Annotated in this window: 18 protein-coding genes; 8 read left to right on the plus strand and 10 right to left on the minus strand. The window is 39.0% G+C overall.

From position 1 onward, the window contains the following. Positions 1-7: 7 nt before the first annotated feature. From MTO68_RS03945 to hflX, 3 genes are read right to left on the minus strand one after another with little or no spacing between them, the layout of a single operon-like run. Entirely contained in the window at positions 8-676 is a 669-nt protein-coding gene (locus MTO68_RS03945) for an LrgB family protein (RefSeq protein WP_004722933.1), read from the minus strand. Positions 677-685: 9 nt separating this feature from the next. After that, positions 686-1,057 carry a hypothetical protein gene (locus tag MTO68_RS03950; RefSeq protein WP_034610058.1) on the minus strand — a complete coding sequence of 124 codons (372 nt, stop codon included), beginning with the start codon at positions 1,055-1,057 and terminating at the stop codon, positions 686-688. A 43-nt stretch (positions 1,058-1,100) separates the two neighbouring features. After that, positions 1,101-2,432: a ribosome rescue GTPase HflX gene (gene hflX / locus MTO68_RS03955; RefSeq protein ID WP_244015125.1), complete on the minus strand. Its 1,332-nt coding sequence runs from the start codon at positions 2,430-2,432 to the stop codon at positions 1,101-1,103. A 349-nt stretch (positions 2,433-2,781) separates the two neighbouring features. Between hflX and MTO68_RS03960 the strand changes: the two genes are divergently transcribed. Further along, positions 2,782-3,594, plus strand: coding sequence for a lysophospholipid acyltransferase family protein (locus MTO68_RS03960; RefSeq protein WP_244015127.1), 813 nt, complete (start codon positions 2,782-2,784; stop codon positions 3,592-3,594). Between the two features lie 596 nt (positions 3,595-4,190). On the opposite strand, the gene MTO68_RS03965 is transcribed toward MTO68_RS03960, so the two are convergent. Beyond that, entirely contained in the window at positions 4,191-5,819 is a 1,629-nt protein-coding gene (locus MTO68_RS03965) for a phospholipase D family protein (RefSeq protein ID WP_244015129.1), read from the minus strand. A 162-nt stretch (positions 5,820-5,981) separates the two neighbouring features. Between MTO68_RS03965 and MTO68_RS03970 the strand changes: the two genes are divergently transcribed. Then, positions 5,982-6,992 carry a metallophosphoesterase gene (locus MTO68_RS03970; protein WP_096733266.1) on the plus strand — a complete coding sequence of 337 codons (1,011 nt, stop codon included), beginning with the start codon at positions 5,982-5,984 and terminating at the stop codon, positions 6,990-6,992. Positions 6,993-7,008: 16 nt separating this feature from the next. On the opposite strand, the gene MTO68_RS03975 is transcribed toward MTO68_RS03970, so the two are convergent. After that, on the minus strand, positions 7,009-7,590 hold the full coding sequence (locus MTO68_RS03975) for a DUF4366 domain-containing protein (protein ID WP_244015130.1): 582 nt from the start codon (positions 7,588-7,590) through the stop codon (positions 7,009-7,011). Between the two features lie 141 nt (positions 7,591-7,731). Next, entirely contained in the window at positions 7,732-8,490 is a 759-nt protein-coding gene (locus MTO68_RS03980) for a ribosomal protein L7/L12 (RefSeq protein ID WP_244015132.1), read from the minus strand. Positions 8,491-8,701: 211 nt separating this feature from the next. On the opposite strand from MTO68_RS03980, the gene MTO68_RS03985 reads away from it, so the two are divergent. From MTO68_RS03985 to MTO68_RS04000, 4 genes are all read left to right on the plus strand, one after another. Next, on the plus strand, positions 8,702-9,070 hold the full coding sequence (locus MTO68_RS03985) for a ribonuclease E inhibitor RraB (protein WP_004722917.1): 369 nt from the start codon (positions 8,702-8,704) through the stop codon (positions 9,068-9,070). 148 nt (positions 9,071-9,218) lie between these two features. Beyond that, positions 9,219-9,665 carry an SRPBCC family protein gene (locus MTO68_RS03990; RefSeq protein WP_004722915.1) on the plus strand — a complete coding sequence of 149 codons (447 nt, stop codon included), beginning with the start codon at positions 9,219-9,221 and terminating at the stop codon, positions 9,663-9,665. Positions 9,666-9,914: 249 nt separating this feature from the next. Beyond that, positions 9,915-10,268 (plus strand): DUF488 family protein, encoded by a 354-nt coding sequence (locus tag MTO68_RS03995; RefSeq protein WP_244015134.1) that lies wholly within the window; start codon positions 9,915-9,917, stop codon positions 10,266-10,268. A 112-nt stretch (positions 10,269-10,380) separates the two neighbouring features. Further along, the gene (locus MTO68_RS04000) at positions 10,381-10,725 is read left to right on the plus strand and encodes a zinc ribbon domain-containing protein YjdM (protein WP_034610071.1); all 345 of its coding nucleotides are present in this window, start codon (positions 10,381-10,383) and stop codon (positions 10,723-10,725) included. A 59-nt stretch (positions 10,726-10,784) separates the two neighbouring features. Here MTO68_RS04000 and MTO68_RS04005 read toward each other — a convergent pair whose 3' ends face one another. Further along, positions 10,785-11,336, minus strand: coding sequence for a LuxR C-terminal-related transcriptional regulator (locus tag MTO68_RS04005; RefSeq protein WP_004722910.1), 552 nt, complete (start codon positions 11,334-11,336; stop codon positions 10,785-10,787). A 474-nt stretch (positions 11,337-11,810) separates the two neighbouring features. Here MTO68_RS04005 and MTO68_RS04010 point away from each other — a divergent pair, with 474 nt between their 5' ends. Together MTO68_RS04010 and MTO68_RS04015 are read left to right on the plus strand one after the other, a co-directional pair. Next, positions 11,811-13,151: an MFS transporter gene (locus tag MTO68_RS04010; protein ID WP_034610073.1), complete on the plus strand. Its 1,341-nt coding sequence runs from the start codon at positions 11,811-11,813 to the stop codon at positions 13,149-13,151. Positions 13,152-13,341: 190 nt separating this feature from the next. Then, positions 13,342-14,844, plus strand: a complete 1,503-nt coding sequence (locus tag MTO68_RS04015) for a CoA-acylating methylmalonate-semialdehyde dehydrogenase (protein ID WP_244015136.1) — start codon at positions 13,342-13,344, stop codon at positions 14,842-14,844. A gap of 187 nt (positions 14,845-15,031) precedes the next feature. On the opposite strand, the gene MTO68_RS04020 is transcribed toward MTO68_RS04015, so the two are convergent. From MTO68_RS04020 to MTO68_RS04030, 3 genes are read right to left on the minus strand one after another with little or no spacing between them, the layout of a single operon-like run. Next, on the minus strand, positions 15,032-15,448 hold the full coding sequence (locus MTO68_RS04020; protein WP_004722903.1) for a biopolymer transporter ExbD: 417 nt from the start codon (positions 15,446-15,448) through the stop codon (positions 15,032-15,034). A gap of 19 nt (positions 15,449-15,467) precedes the next feature. Beyond that, complete coding sequence (locus tag MTO68_RS04025; protein WP_034610077.1) at positions 15,468-15,893, minus strand: biopolymer transporter ExbD; 426 nt, start codon at positions 15,891-15,893, stop codon at positions 15,468-15,470. Between the two features lie 14 nt (positions 15,894-15,907). Beyond that, a complete protein-coding gene (locus tag MTO68_RS04030) occupies positions 15,908-16,774 on the minus strand; it encodes a MotA/TolQ/ExbB proton channel family protein (RefSeq protein ID WP_244015138.1) in 867 nt (288 codons plus the stop codon). Between the last annotated feature and the right edge of the window lie 24 nt (positions 16,775-16,798).

Raw genomic sequence — 16,798 nt, forward strand, 5'->3', positions numbered from 1 at the left:
ATCACATTTATTTTATAAAAAGTATGAAGGTTGGCAACCAGATAGCTGTGAACACCGCATTTACTGCCATTCCAAAGGCTGCATAACGACCTGCAACTGCGCCACGTTGCCAAGCTTGGGCCGTTCCGATGGCATGTGCAGCCAGTCCTAAAGCTAAGCCAGACGCACGTTCATCATTAATATTGCGTAAAATAATTGATGAAAATGCGGCCCCAATCACACCCGATAAAATAACGATCAAAATCACCAATGTGACTGGTGAGTGCAATAAAGTTGCAATATTGATTGCAATTGGCGTAGTCACAGCACGTGTGGCAAAGGCCATGATGGTCGGTTCTGACATATGCAGTAAATAAGCCAAACTCATGGGTAATGCAACAGCGCTGATACTGGCAAACACCAAGATCCCGACAACAGATTTCAGTGGTAAATCATCATAACGCATTGCGGCTAATGGAATAGCCAATGCCACAGTGACATAACCGAGTAGGTGGCTAAATAGACCATTCATATCTGTATTGTATTTTTCATAAGGAATTTTAAAGATCATTAAAATTCCAATCACAAAAAACATGCCAATGACCAGAAGCGGAATTTGAGGAAAGCGTTTATTAATTGGTTTCGCTGCCAAATAGGCAATTAGCGTGATTAAAAACCCAGTGAGTACACTTAACATATCAGCCTCCTATAGCCACTTCTTCGCCATTTTTGCATAAATCCAGAGTGGAATCAGTGTGCTGACAAACATCACAACCAGAAATAAGGGGATCTCTTTTCCCATACTGACCAGCATGATTAAAGAACCCGCACATATCGGTAGGAAAGCAAAGCCACTTTCTCTCATTAATTTATTATTGGTATCGACCAGACGGGCAGGGATTTTTTTGAATCTACGCCATAAAACCAACACAAACAGTAGGCTGAGTAGACCTGTTAAATTGCCCAATTCAGGATGATTAAATTGTGACATCACCAACACAGAAGCTTCACGAAAGAAGATGATAAGTCCTATTGTGAAGATCCATGCTTGCCAATCGATACCTTTTAACTGATCCATGTGTGTTTATTTATAAAAATTGATCTTTCACGTTTTAACCGATTTAGCGCTTTATTTCAAACTCTTCTAACGGCCTTTTAAATTGTTCTGCCTTATTGCCAAGGATTTCAACGAGCGGTAAATGTGCCTGATTGATGAGCTGTTCCAGTTTTTGTGGTGCCATGGCAACCACCAATTGTAAGTTGCCTTCATCATCATAATGTTCAGATTCGATGACATTAAGATCGTAAAGTTGATTTTTTAACTTGCCATAAGCGGGTTTTAATTGTAGTTCAAAACGTTGAATTTGCCCCATCAAACATTCATGTACAGCTTTACGTAATAAGTCTAAGCCTTGTTGTGTATGGGCTGAAACATAAACACGCTCAGGTTGGTGCGGTTTGGCATAAACGATTTTGGCTTCTTCTCCGCTTTGATCGATCTTGTTATAAACTCTTAATATTGGAACATCTGCGCCAATTTCATTTAACACCGTTTCTACGGCATCAATCTGTTCCATAACATCTGGACTACTCGAATCGATGATATGTAACAGTAAAGTGGCTTCTAAAGTTTCTTCCAAAGTTGCCTTAAAGGATTCGACTAAAGAATGAGCGAGATTGCGCACAAAACCAACAGTGTCTGCAAGAACAAGCGTGCCAATACCATCCCAATCTAAACGGCGTAAGGTTGGATCGAGTGTGGCAAATAATTGATCCGCTGCATAAACATCACTATTTGCCAAAATATTAAAAAGTGTTGATTTGCCTGCGTTGGTATAACCGACCAAAGACACGGTTGGGATATTGGCTTTTTGACGAGCAGCACGGCCTTGAATTCGTGTTTTTCGGACTTTTTCCAGACGATCTTTAAGCTGTTCCATACGGATGCGTAATAGACGTCGATCTGTTTCAAGTAAGGTTTCACCAGGTCCACGTAGACCAATACCACCTTTTTGACTGTCCAAATTGCTACGGCTGCGGACTAAACGTGAAGAAAGATGATCTAACTGAGCCAATTCAACTTGCAGCTTACCTTCATGGGTACGGGCACGCTGCGCAAAAATATCCAGAATCAAACCAGTACGGTCAATCACACGACATTTTAAAATACGTTCTAAATTACGTTCCTGAGCGGGTGACAGTGCTTGGTCGAAAATAACCAAATCGACTTCATCTGCCTCAACTTGTTCAGCAATTTCTTCTGCTTTACCTGAACCAATAAAGAATTTAGGATCGGGTTTAATCCGTTGTACGCTTAAATGCTCTAATATATCCGCGCCCGCAGATTTAGCCAGTAATCGAAATTCTTCTGCATCAAGATCTTCTAAGATTTGAACATTCACACTGACTAAAATGGTTTTTTCACCACCTTGATTTTGATCAAAGTATTCCACAGATTGTAAAACTCAGACATTAGATTAGAAAAATCATTCTAAAGGATATTCTGTGTTAAATCCTAAGCTGTATGCAAAGTATTGCAATAAAATTATAAATATATGAATTTATTGTGAAATCTTAATTTGGATTTTCCTGTTATGTTAACGGGGAAGTTAAAATTTAGTAAAAATCCATAGCTGCTTGATGGCGCGTAATTTTTGCCACAATTTAGCGTTGAGCTGATTTGGCTATTCATTTCGCACAGTAAATCAATGTTGTTGTCTTTAATGATGAATGCAAGTTGATTTAGATATGTATACAATAGTGTCAGTTTAATATGACATACATTTTGTTTAGTGAATATCTATGACTCAACAACAAGCAATCAAAAAGTCAAAATCATCGAAATTAAGTGCTTTATCTAAAGTCTTTTTGTACAGTAAAAAACTGGTATCAGGAACATCTGCTGTTGCAGAAGGTTTTTATCTGGTTTACCGCCATCAACTCTATAAAGATCCCAATAATCCTAAAAATACCCGTTATGTTCAGTATTTTTGTCGCCGTTTAAGTGAAGTATTTAATGTCGACGTGCGTGTACATGGCGATATTCCGCGTGAACCAGCATTGTGGGTAAGTAATCATATTTCATGGTTGGATATTGCAGTTTTAGGTTCAGGGGCACGGGTATTCTTTTTAGCGAAGGCTGAAATTGAAAAATGGCCAGTTTTTGGCAATTTGGCTAAAGGTGGTGGAACCTTATTTATTAAACGTGGTTCAGGGGATTCGGTGCGTATCCGAGAGCAAATCGCTGAGTTCTTAAGTAAAGATATTCCAGTGTTGTTTTTCCCTGAAGCAACCACCACAGATGGTTCAAAAGTTAAAAAAGTACATGGTCGGATCTTAGGTGCGGCAATCGAAGCCAAGAAACCCGTACAAGTCTGTGTGATTTGCTATGTAAATCAACATGGGCAATTAGATACCGTAGTGCCTTTTATTGGCGAAACCACATTTGTCGAACATGTCCAAGCTGTGCTGGAAATGCCAAAGGTTGTGGCGCATCTCAAAACCTTTCCGGCGATTGCAACAGAAGGGCATACTGTTGAAAGTCTGACGCAACAAGTGCAATTGATGATGCAAAAAGGTTTGGAAGATCTACAGAAAGAAGTCCTAACAGATTAACGATCTATTCAAAATGATGTCTCTGACTGTTTTGAATAGGCCAAGGGAAGCTGTCTGCGAGAGTGTGTAGGTTTATAAAACGTCTTTATTTTTTATCAGAATAGATGATCATGATCTTTACTCAGCAGGCAGAATATTTGTCACTGGAGCATAGTCATAACGAGGATTGTTCGAAAAAGAAAAAGTTAGGACGCCTGATTTCAGATTCAAAAATACAGTGAAGGCATTATTTTTTCTCAACGATATTGCCTCACTCATGCTCAACATTTTTTAGATATTATACCGATCAATATTATTAACTTGACATAAATAAAATGGTTTTTGCTTTTTCCATCAGCCGATTTTACCTGACATCGCTATCGCGTTTGGCGGCATGGATGCCGCCGTTGGTCAAGGGCGATAAGGATATCCCCTTTGACCAACAAAGGGCTTTTGCTACTTTTCGCCCGAGAAAAGTAGAGCATCGCCTACGCAAATCGATCTAAACTTTTCTCAAAATATAAGGCAGTGAAAACACCATGTATTATGCAAATTTTCATGAATGGTCTTACTTTGCTTATTCAGTGCTTATACCATATATGTGAAACTATTCAGGATTACATAAAGCCCTCAATCGGTAACCAAGAAATCACCTTAATTCCTGCTTTTTGCCACCACTTCATTTTTGGCTCTTTTCTTAAAGTGACAATGCCTTGAGGCGTTTCTTTGAGCCAGTTGATTTTATTCTGTGAATCTAAAACCAGCTTATAAGCATATTTTTTTAAATTATCGTCCATAGTTTTATGTACGGCAATCGCCAACGGTGGACTGTTGATAATGACCCCAATCTCAGTATTTAAGTTGGCTGAACGTGGGTCGAAATTAAATGAGCCAATAAACACTTGTTTATTATCCACAGCCATCAGTTTGGCATGCAAGCTAGAACGGCTTAAGCCTTTTAAGCTAACTTTGGCTTTCTTTGAGATTTCTTCTGAATTGGCATAGAGATTTTCTTCAGAAACGGCAGGCAGAAACTCATAAAGCTCGACCCCATTTTTTAATAAATTATCTCGATATTTTGCATAAAATGCATGCACCAATGCGACATCATTGGCTTTAAATGAGTTGGTCAGGACACGTACTTTAACGCCCTCATCTGCCAACTCAACCAGTTTCTTTGCGCCTTTTTTTTGCGGAACAAAATAAGCAGAAATCAGGTCGACATTTTGAGTCGGGATATCTAAGCGTTTCACCATTTGAAAGTTAAGATGTTGTTCTTTTTTGGCCTTGGCCTGAATTTTATCTGGGGCATCTTTGACCACTTCTGCTTTGACCCAATCCAGTTGAATATTATGATTGAGCCATTGATCAAAAGCATGGGTGCGATTACTTAAATTCAAATAATTTTGAACGGTAATTTCTTGGTAATGGTGGGTCAATTGTTCTTTTAGACTGTCATAACGTAAGGTGTAGGTACTGTGATTGACAATATTTCTCACCGGATAAGCGTAGCTATGATTCCAGTATTCATCAAAGGAGTGGGTAATATCATCTACCGCTTGCCCCACCAACATCACATCAACATCTGAAAATTGGTAATTGTCACTGACGTTATAATATTGATTACTCATATTACGTCCGCCAATTAATGAAATTTGATTGTCAGCAGTAAAGGTCTTGTTATGCATGCGACGATTGATACGTTTTAAATCCAGCACCATGTCGATGGGGCGAATACTTCTAAAACGGTAAGGGTTAAATAGTTTTACTTCAATGTTTGGGTGTTGATCTAAGGCGAGATAAACCCCTTCCATTTGTTTGGCATTATTATCATCAATCAGTAAACGAACTTTAACACCGCGATCTGCGGCTTCAATAATTTTGTATAAAGCCAATGAGCCAATTTTGTCATTGTCCCAAATGTAATATTGCAAATCTAAAGTTTTTTGTGCTTTTTCAATTAAATTGATGCGTGCTGCGATTGCTTCCAGCGGATCATAAAGAACGTGATAACCGGTTAACTCAGGGTTTTGCGCTTTTAATGGAGAAATAATTTGCGCCAAAGGGGTGTCTTTGGTGTCTATATCGTAGGCATATTCGGGTTTAATATTTTCTTGTCGAGGTAGGGTTGAGCAGGCAGAAAGGCTGAGTAATAGGCAAGAACCGATCATCACCCAATATTTTGAAGCATGGTGATTGTGAGCTTTTTGCTGTAATTGGGTATTACGATTGATCGTTCTTTGCATAATATTTTCTAAGATTTCTCAGAGCTAGAGTATAATTGCCTGAGGATATATTGACAATTCGTCGATGTTTGCCGAAATGCAATCCATTTATGAAATGCCAATGTAGCCTTTTCAAAAGATAAATAAAGAGATGACAAGTACACGCGACTTGCGAGATTGAATATGTTTCCAACCCTAACTGTTACATCAATTTTTTATCTCTGCTTCATTGTGCTTGCGGTATGGGGAGTAAGCCAAGCCTGGTTAAGTCAATCTAGAACTGAAACGATCCATCCTTTTAAGTCTTTCGTCCATTTACTGGCATTCTACCTGTCTTATTTATTAATTCCGTTGTTATTTTTTAGCATTTATGCAGGATATATCGGAAAATTCTCATTACATGAAAGTATTTTTATTTTCTTGCTCAGTGCATTACTGATTTATGCACGCTTTATTGAACCACATCGGGTTCATGTTCAGCATATACAATATTCGTTGGGGCAGGAGAAAAGCTTTACTCAACCGATTAAAGTTGCGTTGCTTGCAGATTTACACATTGGTCTGTTTTCTGGACATGAGCGTCAGCTTAAAACAATTGTCAAAAAAATTAATTTGGCTCAACCCGATTTTGTTGTGGTTGCAGGGGATTGGACCTATGAACCTGAAAATAAATTGGTTGAAGAACTGGCGATTTTAAAACAGATCGAAGCTCCGGTTTATTCAGTAAATGGTAATCATGATGAGCAGTATCCAGGACCACCGATTCAAGCCTTATTGGCCAGTGCCTTAGAGGCCAATAACGTCATGGATATTGAAGGTAAAATTGTTGAATTTGATGATTTTCGCTTAATCGGTGTCGGGGACTTATGGGCAGGCAAGGCGGATATGCGTTATATGCCCGATTTACCTCAAGACAAACCGTGGTTAATTTTGTCACATAACCCCGATACGGTAGATATGGTGCCACAGTTGCCTACACGTCCGTTGATGCTGTCTGGACATACTCATGGTGGGCAAGTTGAATTGCCGTGGTTGACCAGTTATGTAATGAAAAAAGTTTCTATCCTCGGTCATAAACGAGGCTTGTATCAGCATGAAAATGCCGATGTATTTGTCAGTGTCGGTACCGGTATGGTGGGTGTGCCTTTTCGGTTTAGAGTACCACCAACCATTGATATTATTGAGCTGAGTTAATTTTCGTACTGATCAATCATGTTTTAAAATAGTAAAAGGCTGCAATCCCAATCAAAACAAGAAATCCAATCAATAACAGCATGCTGCTGGACTTATTCTGATGACTCAAGTCTTCCACCCCTGAGGTTTGAACCGAAGCGTGAGTTGGGCTTGTTGAATCATAAGATGAAGACTTTGCTTGTGATGAGGTATTTTGCGTCTGTCCTTGCATAAAATTTTCGGCAAATTTGGATAAAGCATCTGGTTGAGTCAAATCGATTTGGAATTGTTTTTTGATCTCTTGCCAGTCGGGATGTTGATCATTGATTTCAATGGTCTTACCATCCTGATTGGTCATTTTCACCGTACTTGATGAAAAGTTGAATTCAAAAGCCTTGCTTTCATTTTTTATATTCGGCATTTCGCCCGATAAAATTTGAGGGTTTGCTTTAAAAGCCTGAAGCGCATCTGATGATTCGTATAGGATGCGGACTAAATTTTTTGCTGCGGTTGGATTTAGTTGAAGTTGTGCAATAAGGAATTGTTCTGCTTGTTCTGTTTGATGGTGTTCAAGCAGATCAAGCAATGCTTGTAATTGTGTTTGATTCAATTGGTACATATGCACCTCGAATAATTTAAATGATGAGAACAATAGCGTTTAGTTGAATGGCTTTCTTTTGACTGTTTTAAACTTTATTCGTCATCTTGCATTGCATATTCAATCTTATTGCCATGTTAAATTTTATCGCGGTGTTGCATCTCATTGCTTGATAAAAAATTGATAGGCAATCACAGCAACAATCGCAATCACAACAAGCATAACAATAGGTAAGCCTTTTTTCTTGGTTTGATCTTCAATACCGACAGGTTGCGTTGTCACGCTGGATGGGCGGGGAATTGACTGAATATTATGTGTCGAATTGACAGCGCTATCACGTGCTTTGGCTTTCATTGCAGCAATGTAGGCAGCAGCCGAATCATATGTTTCACCTTGCGAAAAATGACGCATAATTTCATCCCAGTCAGGATGATGTTCATCAATCAACACTTTTTGATGATCTTGACCTAACACATAGATTTCACCAGTTTCAAAATTCGACTGAATTGCTTTATAGCGAGGATGCTGACTGTCATAAAAATCATCATCGAACTGAAACTGATTGATTGCTAAATTGGGATTTTCAGTGAGCTGTTCTACAAAGTCTTTGGCATCTTTTAGCCCAAGGTTTGAATTTTCCATGACCAGTTTAATCGCTTCAATTTTACGATTTTGTTGGATCAGGGCAAGAATGTCTTGTTGAGGAATTTGCAAGTGTATATCACGGGAACTATCACTTTGAGCTGTATCTGCAAATGCGAAGTTGTATGCGTTTTCTGTCAGATTTTCTACATAATCCTTGGCTTCTTTCAAGCCTAAATCTGAATGGTCTTTGACCCATTTAACTGCTTCAACTTTACGACCTTGTTGAATCAGTAACAGAATTTCTTGTCGTTGTTGTGGGTTAAAGTTTGGCATCATGCACCTTTCATTATTGGTTTAATCATCAATGAATATAGATCAACAATAGATATGAATTTTTATTAATCATAGAATTAATTCAATTTTTATTACAAATTGATGCCAAATAAAAGTAGTAATTTGTGTGCGAATAAGCAATATTTTAAAACTGTCATAAAACTTTGCTATTGTAAAAGTCATAATATTTATAACCTTAAAAGAGGGCTTGGCCATGACTCGTGATTTTGAAAAATTCCCAGAAGATGATAACGGTAATCTACTTTGGCAAATGCACGAAGATGGTGATGATTTAGAAGAGGTACATGAAATCGAGTTTTCTGTGTATTTTAAAACACAAGAACTCGCTGAAAAATGTGCAATCTATCTTTTACACGAAGAGCAAAAAATTTCACTGTATTTGGATGAAGAAGTGCAACCCAATGAATGGGTGATTACGGTATATGTTCATCTGATTCCAGACTACGAAGATGTTGTTGATTTAGAGCAATGGTTTAGTAAAATTGCTGAGCAGTTTGAAGGTGAATATGATGGTTGGGGATGTACAACCTATATATTTGATGATGAAGATGATGAAGAATAACGGTCTTTAGATGACGCATATTGTTTTAAAAGCATATCCTTGTTGATGTGCTTTTTTTTAAGTTTCAGACTACTCAAACCATACAAATGAAAGCTTTGTACAGCGCTAAACTTGATTTTCAACAACAATAATAGTCAAGGAAATGAGTATGAGTAATACGGTAAAGTTACATCGCGTTTTTAGTGCACCACCAGAGCGAGTCTATAAAGCTTTCTTAGACCCAGATGCAATTGTAAAGTGGATGCCTCCACATGGTTTTACAGCAAAACTTCATCAAATGGATGCTACGGTTGGTGGTTCTTATCGAATGTCATTTACCAATTTCTCTACAGGTACAATCCATTCATTTGGTGGAACTTATGCAGAGCTGATTCCCAACCAACGCATACGATATTTTGATCGATTTGATAATCCTGAACTCGCTGGCGAAATTGAAGTAATCATTGAAATAAAAGGTGTGCTTGTCGGAACGGAAGTCAATATTACCCAGTCAGGTATTCCTAAAGTGATTCCTGTTGAGGCTTGTTATTTGGGATGGCAAGAGTCTTTGCAATTACTTGGTCTCTTGGTCAATCCAACAATTCCAGATCAATAAACTCGCGTGAGTGACCTATAAACTATCGCTATAGATCTGCTTTGGTATTTATATCATTCATCTATCATCCATTAAACGGGCAATACAATTCAATCATTGATTGCCTGAGTAAGCACCAAGCCTCGCCTATGTTTGCAGGCTAAGCTGTGATGGGGGGACAAGGTGTTTTTATGACCCCATTGTCACTTTACACAACCATATTTCTCATCATTTGGAATAATTTTAGAATAACTTCGGTTCGGAATAACAATGACGATTTATAGCAAACGAATTTATGATGCGATTTCAGAAACAGATGGTCAACGAATTCTGGTTGATCGCTTGTGGCCACGTGGTATTAAAAAAGACGATGCTAAGATTGACTTATGGCCGAAAGAAATTACCCCGTCCAATGAACTCAGAAAATGGTATCACGAGGATAGCGAAAACCGTTGGGATGAGTTTCAACAACGTTATCACATTGAATTATCACAGGTTACAGTACAGTTAGAAGAGCTGCGGAAACTGATAGCACAAGGTCCTATAACCTTATTAACGGCAGCCAAAAATCAAGGGCGAAATCATGTCAGTGTTTTGCTGGATGTGTTAAATCATAAAGCCTAGTTTTAATGATCACGGTTGATTTTAAATTATTCCTTATATTTATTATGGTTTTTAAGTTGATGAAAAATCTTAAAATGCTATGATTGTGATTTGAACCGAAATTGAGCTTATTATGTCTTTGCCACATTGTCCAAAATGTAATTCAGAATATACCTATCAAGATAGCGATTTATTGATTTGCCCAGAATGTAGCTATGAATGGAAAGATGGCGAGCAAGTAACAGCAGATGACAGCGTGACGATTAAAGATGCTGTTGGCAATATCTTGGCAGATGGCGATTCAGTGACAGTGATTAAAGACTTAAAAATTAAAGGTTCTTCTGCAGTGGTTAAGGTAGGAACCAAAGTCAAAAGTATTCGTTTACTGGTAGACAGTAATGATGGGCATGATATTGATTGTAAAATTGATGGCATTGGTCCCATGAAGTTAAAGTCAGAATTTGTGAAAAAAGCTTAATTTTTTTGAGGTTCATCAATGATCACAGCAATTCAACTGTGATCATTTTTTTGTCTATATCATTTTTCTCGAATAATAATTTTTGAGGTCAGTTCTGCTTTGGAGCGAACGCCCAACTTTTTCATTAAATTTGCTTTATGCACTTCTATGGTCCGATGCGACAGCTCTAATTTTCGTGCAATTTCTTTACAAGTAAATCCATTGACAATCAATTGGGTAATTTCTGATTCACGTTTAGTCAATTTTTGCTTAGAAGACAACACCTGATCTTTACGTTCAAAATGCCAGACCATCAATTTAAAGGGATCTTCAGGTGTTAAGGTTTGCCCATGGGTATGTGTCCAAAAAATTTCGCCATTTTTGTGCTGCATAAAGCGTTGATCAGAATAATAATGGCTTTTTTTTAACAATAAGCTTTGCAATGCATCATTCCCGACCTTTTCATAATCCTCAAGGCTAGGAAAAATTTTAACTATGGATTGCTCAATTAATTCACCACGCTCATAGCCAAACAGATTAGCAAAAGCAGCATTCATTTCCATCATGTGTCGATAACTTAATACAACAATCGGTGCAGGGCTAAAATCAAATGCGATTTTATTATAGTTCATAATAAGCATCCTTACTTAGTATAATAATGAATATAACGTGATAGCGAGAAATAACAAGTATTCGATCGTTGATTTTTTATAATATGATGAAAACTAAATAGATTATTTTTGTGTTGTTATACATATAAATTTAGCATTTTGAATAGTTTGTAATGGATCACATTTTTTATATTTAACTTTAGTCTATATTGGTAGATTTTATTATAAGTAATTGTATTTAATTTATTTATTGAATTTTAAAAACTACTTAAGTAATTAAGGGTGTTGACTGAAAAAAGCAATTGATTCACATTGATGATGAGAAGCACTCAGGTTATTTAGAATTTTTTATCAGGATAAATCAATATTAATCTTGGCTTCTTATTTTAAGTTGTTTATGTAAAAAGAATTAGATCACCTTAATAAATATAATCAGGATGGATTATCTCTAAGGTGGTGAATGGATGACAATACTAAGAATTGGGCGAGGTAGCGATGGAGCATATACAAGGATCAGGTCCTCAACAACCGAAAAAGTCTTCACACCGTCTGGCGGGTATTTCCAGCATGGTTGGAACGACAATCGAGTGGTACGACTTTTTTATTTACGGTGCAGCCGCAGCATTAATTTTCAATAAACTGTTTTTCCCCAATCTTGATCCATTAACAGGTGTGTTGGCTGCGTTTGCTACATATGCCGTTGGCTTTATTGGGCGTCCGTTGGGAGGCATTATCTTTGGTCATTTTGGGGACAAAATTGGTCGAAAAACCATGCTGCTAACCACACTGATTATGATGGGGATTCCTACCGTTTTAATTGGTCTATTGCCAACCTATGAAAGTATTGGATATTGGGCGACATTTTTTCTGGTGATTTTGCGTTTTGTTCAAGGTATGGCAATGGGCGGCGAGTGGGGCGGTGCCGTGTTGATGGCTGTGGAGCATGCACCTGAAGGCGGTAAAGGCTTTTGGGGAAGTTTACCTCAAGCAAGTGCTGGTGGTGGTTTAATGTTGGCCTCGATCGCATTGGGTTTAGTTTCACTTTTACCCGAAGCAAGTCTATTTAGTTGGGGCTGGCGTCTGCCTTTCCTTGCCAGCATTTTATTATTAGGTGTGGGTTGGTATATCCGTGTCAAAGTGCCTGAGTCACCAGATTTTGAAAAAGTAAAACAACAAGCACAAGAAGTTAAAGTTCCAGCAATGCAGGTCTTTAAAAATCATCCGCGCGAATTACTCACGATTATCTTTGCCCGTGCTGCTGAAAATGCATGGTTCTATATTGCTTCTACTTTTGCCTTAGCCTACACCACAACCAAGTTGGGTATTCCTCGCCAAGACATTTTGTTTGCAACGATTTGTGGTGCAGGCTTAATCATGGTGATGACGCCATTGTGTGGACATCTATCCGACAAAGTTGGGCAGCGTAATATGTTTATGTTTGGTCTAGTGGTCCTTGCATTGTATTGCTATCCGTTCTTTAGCATGTTGGATACCAAGGACCCAGTCTTGGTATGGACCGCAATTGTTTTAGCAATTGGCGTGGTGTTTCCGATCATGTATGCGCCACAGTCTCAGTTATTTGCTCGACAGTTTCCTGCCGAAATTCGCTACAGTGGCATCTCGATTTCAGTTCAATTCGCAGGTGTATTAGGCGGTGGACTTGCACCATTGATTGCCACCAAACTCCTAAGTATTGGTAATGGTAGCCCGCATTTGATTATTACCTACATCATGAGTATGGCGATTTTCGCAATCTTCTGTAGCTTCTTTATGAAGCGTGATGATCTTAGCCCCGCGAGACAGCGTAAATCAGTGAAAAGCAAATTGTCTGTTTAATGCAAAGTAGTGATTCAAAGCACTGCAATTAATCATTCAATTTACCACGCTTAATTTTCAGGAAAGAATATGAATATTTCCTTTATCGGTCTTGGGAATATGGGGTTTTCTCGCCAAAGTGGTCATGGAAAGACCGTCTTCAGTAGCATTTTTAATTTAGTTTCAGTCGCAACGTGAAGGAAAAATCAGGATGAACACTTTGATCGGACATTATATTTCAGGCCGGCATATCACAGAAACTCAACATTCAGGCCCAGTATTTAATCCCTCTACAGGTGAAGAAATTGCGCGTTGTGCTTATGGCGATGCAACCGTGATTGATACTGCGGTAAAAGCTGCGACATCAGCAAATGCAAAAAAATGGGCAAAAGCTTCACATGCTACACGCTTGCAAGTTCTGTTTAAATTACGTGAATTAATGATTGCCAAAACAGCTGAATTGGCAGAAATCATTGGTCGTGAACATGGCAAAACTATTGCCGATGCAATCGGTGAAATTGGCCGTGCGATTGAAGGAATTGAATTTGCTTGTAATGCCCCACAGATTACTAAGGGCGAATATGCACGTAATGTTGCAGGCGACATCGATGTGTTTTCTGTACGGGTTCCTGTGGGTGTGGTGGGCTGCATTACCCCGTTTAATTTTCCCATCATGATTCCTGCTGTCATGATAGCCATGGCTGTTTCTGTGGGGAATTCAATAGTTTGGAAACCGTCTGAAAAAGTGCCTTCGGCTGCATTATTTTTTGCAGAGTTATGGAAAGAAGCGGGTCTTCCAGACGATGTATTTAATGTTGTACAAGGGGATAAAACAGCAGTCGATGCATTACTTGAACATCCTGAAATCGCGGCTGTGAGCTTTGTGGGCTCTACACAGATTGGTGAATATGTTTACCAAAAAGGCACCTCACATAACAAACGTGTTGCAGCATTTACTGGCGGGAAAAATCACATGGTGGTGATGCCTGATGCCGATCTTGAAGCGGCTGCAAATGCCTTTGTTTCAGCAGGGTTTGGTTCAGCCAGTCAGCGTTGTATGGCGGTATCACTGCTGATTCCCGTAGGTGCTGAAACGGCAGATCACTTACGCCAACGTATCGTAGAAAAAATCAAAGCATTGAAAGTTGGCGCATACAATGATCCGACTGCAGATTTTGGTGCGGTGATTAGTGCGCAATCGCAACAATCTGTTTTAAAGGCAATTGATCAATGTATCGCAGATGGTGCTGAGTTGGTGGTGGATGGTCGTGATTTTAAACATCCAGAGTATGTCAATGGCTATTATATTGGTCTCACTTTATTTGATTATCTCTCTATGGATATGGATTTTTATCAACAAGAAGTTTTTGGCCCAGCGCGAGGAATTTTACGCGTCAATAGTTTAGATGAGGCAATTGCTGTGACCAATAGCCATGAATATGGCAATGGTTCGGTGATTTTTACCCGTGATGGAAAGTCAGCACATCGCTTCTTTATGGAAGTTGAGTCGGGCATGATTGGTGTTAATGTGCCTGTACCACTCCCAGTGAGTTATTTTAACTTTGGTGGTTTGCGACGTTCAAAATTTGGTGAGTCGCATTTATATGGTCCAGATGCCGCTCGTTTCTATACCAAGTTAAAATCTGTTTCACAAAAATGGCCTGATCCTGAACAACAAGATCAAGCCATTTCTTTGGCATTTAAAATCACTTAATTGATTCTATGTCGATGATTAGCCAGCAGATGCTGGCTTTTTTAGCTGTGAGTGAAAGTGAGATATATTGAGTGTTGTTTTCTTTATAATGTTGCGCTATGAATGAATCATCCCGAAACATTGCATAGATCAAGGACTCAAAGCTGCAAGTCGATTGTACTGTACAGCTTTGTTCATCCCTTAAATATTATTGGCTTGCTGCAATTCCGATTTTTTTAACATTTAATCGTTGTGCGGCTGCCATCACCATTGCCACATCCTTATATTCAGTGAGTTTATCGGGTTGCACTTTAATCGGATCTTGATCTGATTTCTGTGCAACACCAGCAAATAAAACTTCTAGCGCTTGTTTATTTTCAACAGCTTGATCATTCCAAAAGATTTTACCTTGAGGGTCAATCCGTAAGGTGACTGGCTCAGGTGGCTTCTCATTGGTCGGTGGTGGTGCGCCATTGGGCAAGTCAATATTGATCGCATTATTTGGAATTGGGATGGTGATAATAAACATAATTAACAACACCAACATCACATCAATAAGTGGCGTCATATTGACATCTAACATCACATCATCATCGTCTTTATTGGCACCTACATTCATACCCATAAACTGTTCCTTCTCCCGATTATGGTGCGGCAACAGGTGTCGTGACAAAAGCGATTTTGCCGATACCTGCTTGCTTGGTAGCACTAATGACTTCATCAATCGCTTCAAATTTTGTCACTTGATCACCACGAATATGTACCTCTGGCTGTGGGCGTTTTGCTGCCTCAGCCTGTAAACGATTGATCAGTGTATTTTTATCTGCGATATACTTTTCGTTCCAAAAAATATCTCCCGCTTTATTGACCGCGATTTGCACATTAATTGGCTTAGTGACATAAGGTGTATTTTTTTCCTCAGGCAACTTGACTGGAACCGTGTGAATTGCAACGGGGACGGTGATTAAAAATATAATCAGCAGAACCAGCATAATATCCACCAAAGGTGTGGTGTTAATCGCTGAAATTACATCATCTTCGTCACTGCCTGAATTGACTGTCATGCTCATAATAGATACCTCATTTATTTCGCATCACCACTGTTTTTGATCTCGCCACTGAGTAGAACAGTATGTAAGTCAGAACCAAAAGTACGTACATTATCCAATACTGCTTTATTACGGCGGGTGAGCCAGTTATAACCAAGTACCGCAGGCACGGCTACAGCAAGACCGATTGCCGTCATGATCAGTGCTTCACCGACAGGTCCAGCAACTTTATCAATAGAGGCCTGACCCGAAATGCCAATTGCAGTAAGTGCATGATAGATTCCCCAAACTGTACCGAACAAACCAACGAATGGTGCGGTAGAACCGACGGTTGCAAGAAATGCTAAACCACCACTTAAATGACTTTGAATTTTATCAATTGCACGTTGAATTGACATTGTGACCCAAGTATTAAAGTCGATACGCTCAAGTAGGTTTCCGCCATGTTTTTTGGTTGAGTTAATGCCTTTTTCAGCAATAAAACGATAAGCACTTGCTTCGCCTAGCGTTCCCGCAGCGCCGTCAATTGATGCAGCATCCCAGAATTTGGCTTCAACTTCTTTACCTTGACGCTTAATTTTTGCCTGCTGAATAAACTTGGTCACCATGATGTACCACGTTCCAATCGACATCAGGACCAAGATAAATAAGGTTGATTTAGCCACAATATCACCTTCGCGCCATAGTGCTTCTAAACCGTAAGGGTTGTGAACAGCTTGTGTTGTTGTTGGTTTAGGTGGTGGTGTATGTGTTTCACTGGTTGCTGTATTGGTCGTCGTTACAGTCGCAGGCGTTGCAGTGGTTTCTTCTGCAAATACACTAGATACAGGCAGTAGGGTGCTTGCAGTTAAAATCCCAACAGAAGCAAATAGTCGTACAGATTTCAGCGTTTTATTCATCATTTATCTCCAAATTTTTATTTAATT

Origin of the sequence: Acinetobacter sp. NyZ410 (assembly GCF_022828975.1) — a bacterium.
In the GTDB taxonomy this organism is placed as follows: domain Bacteria; phylum Pseudomonadota; class Gammaproteobacteria; order Pseudomonadales; family Moraxellaceae; genus Acinetobacter; species Acinetobacter guillouiae.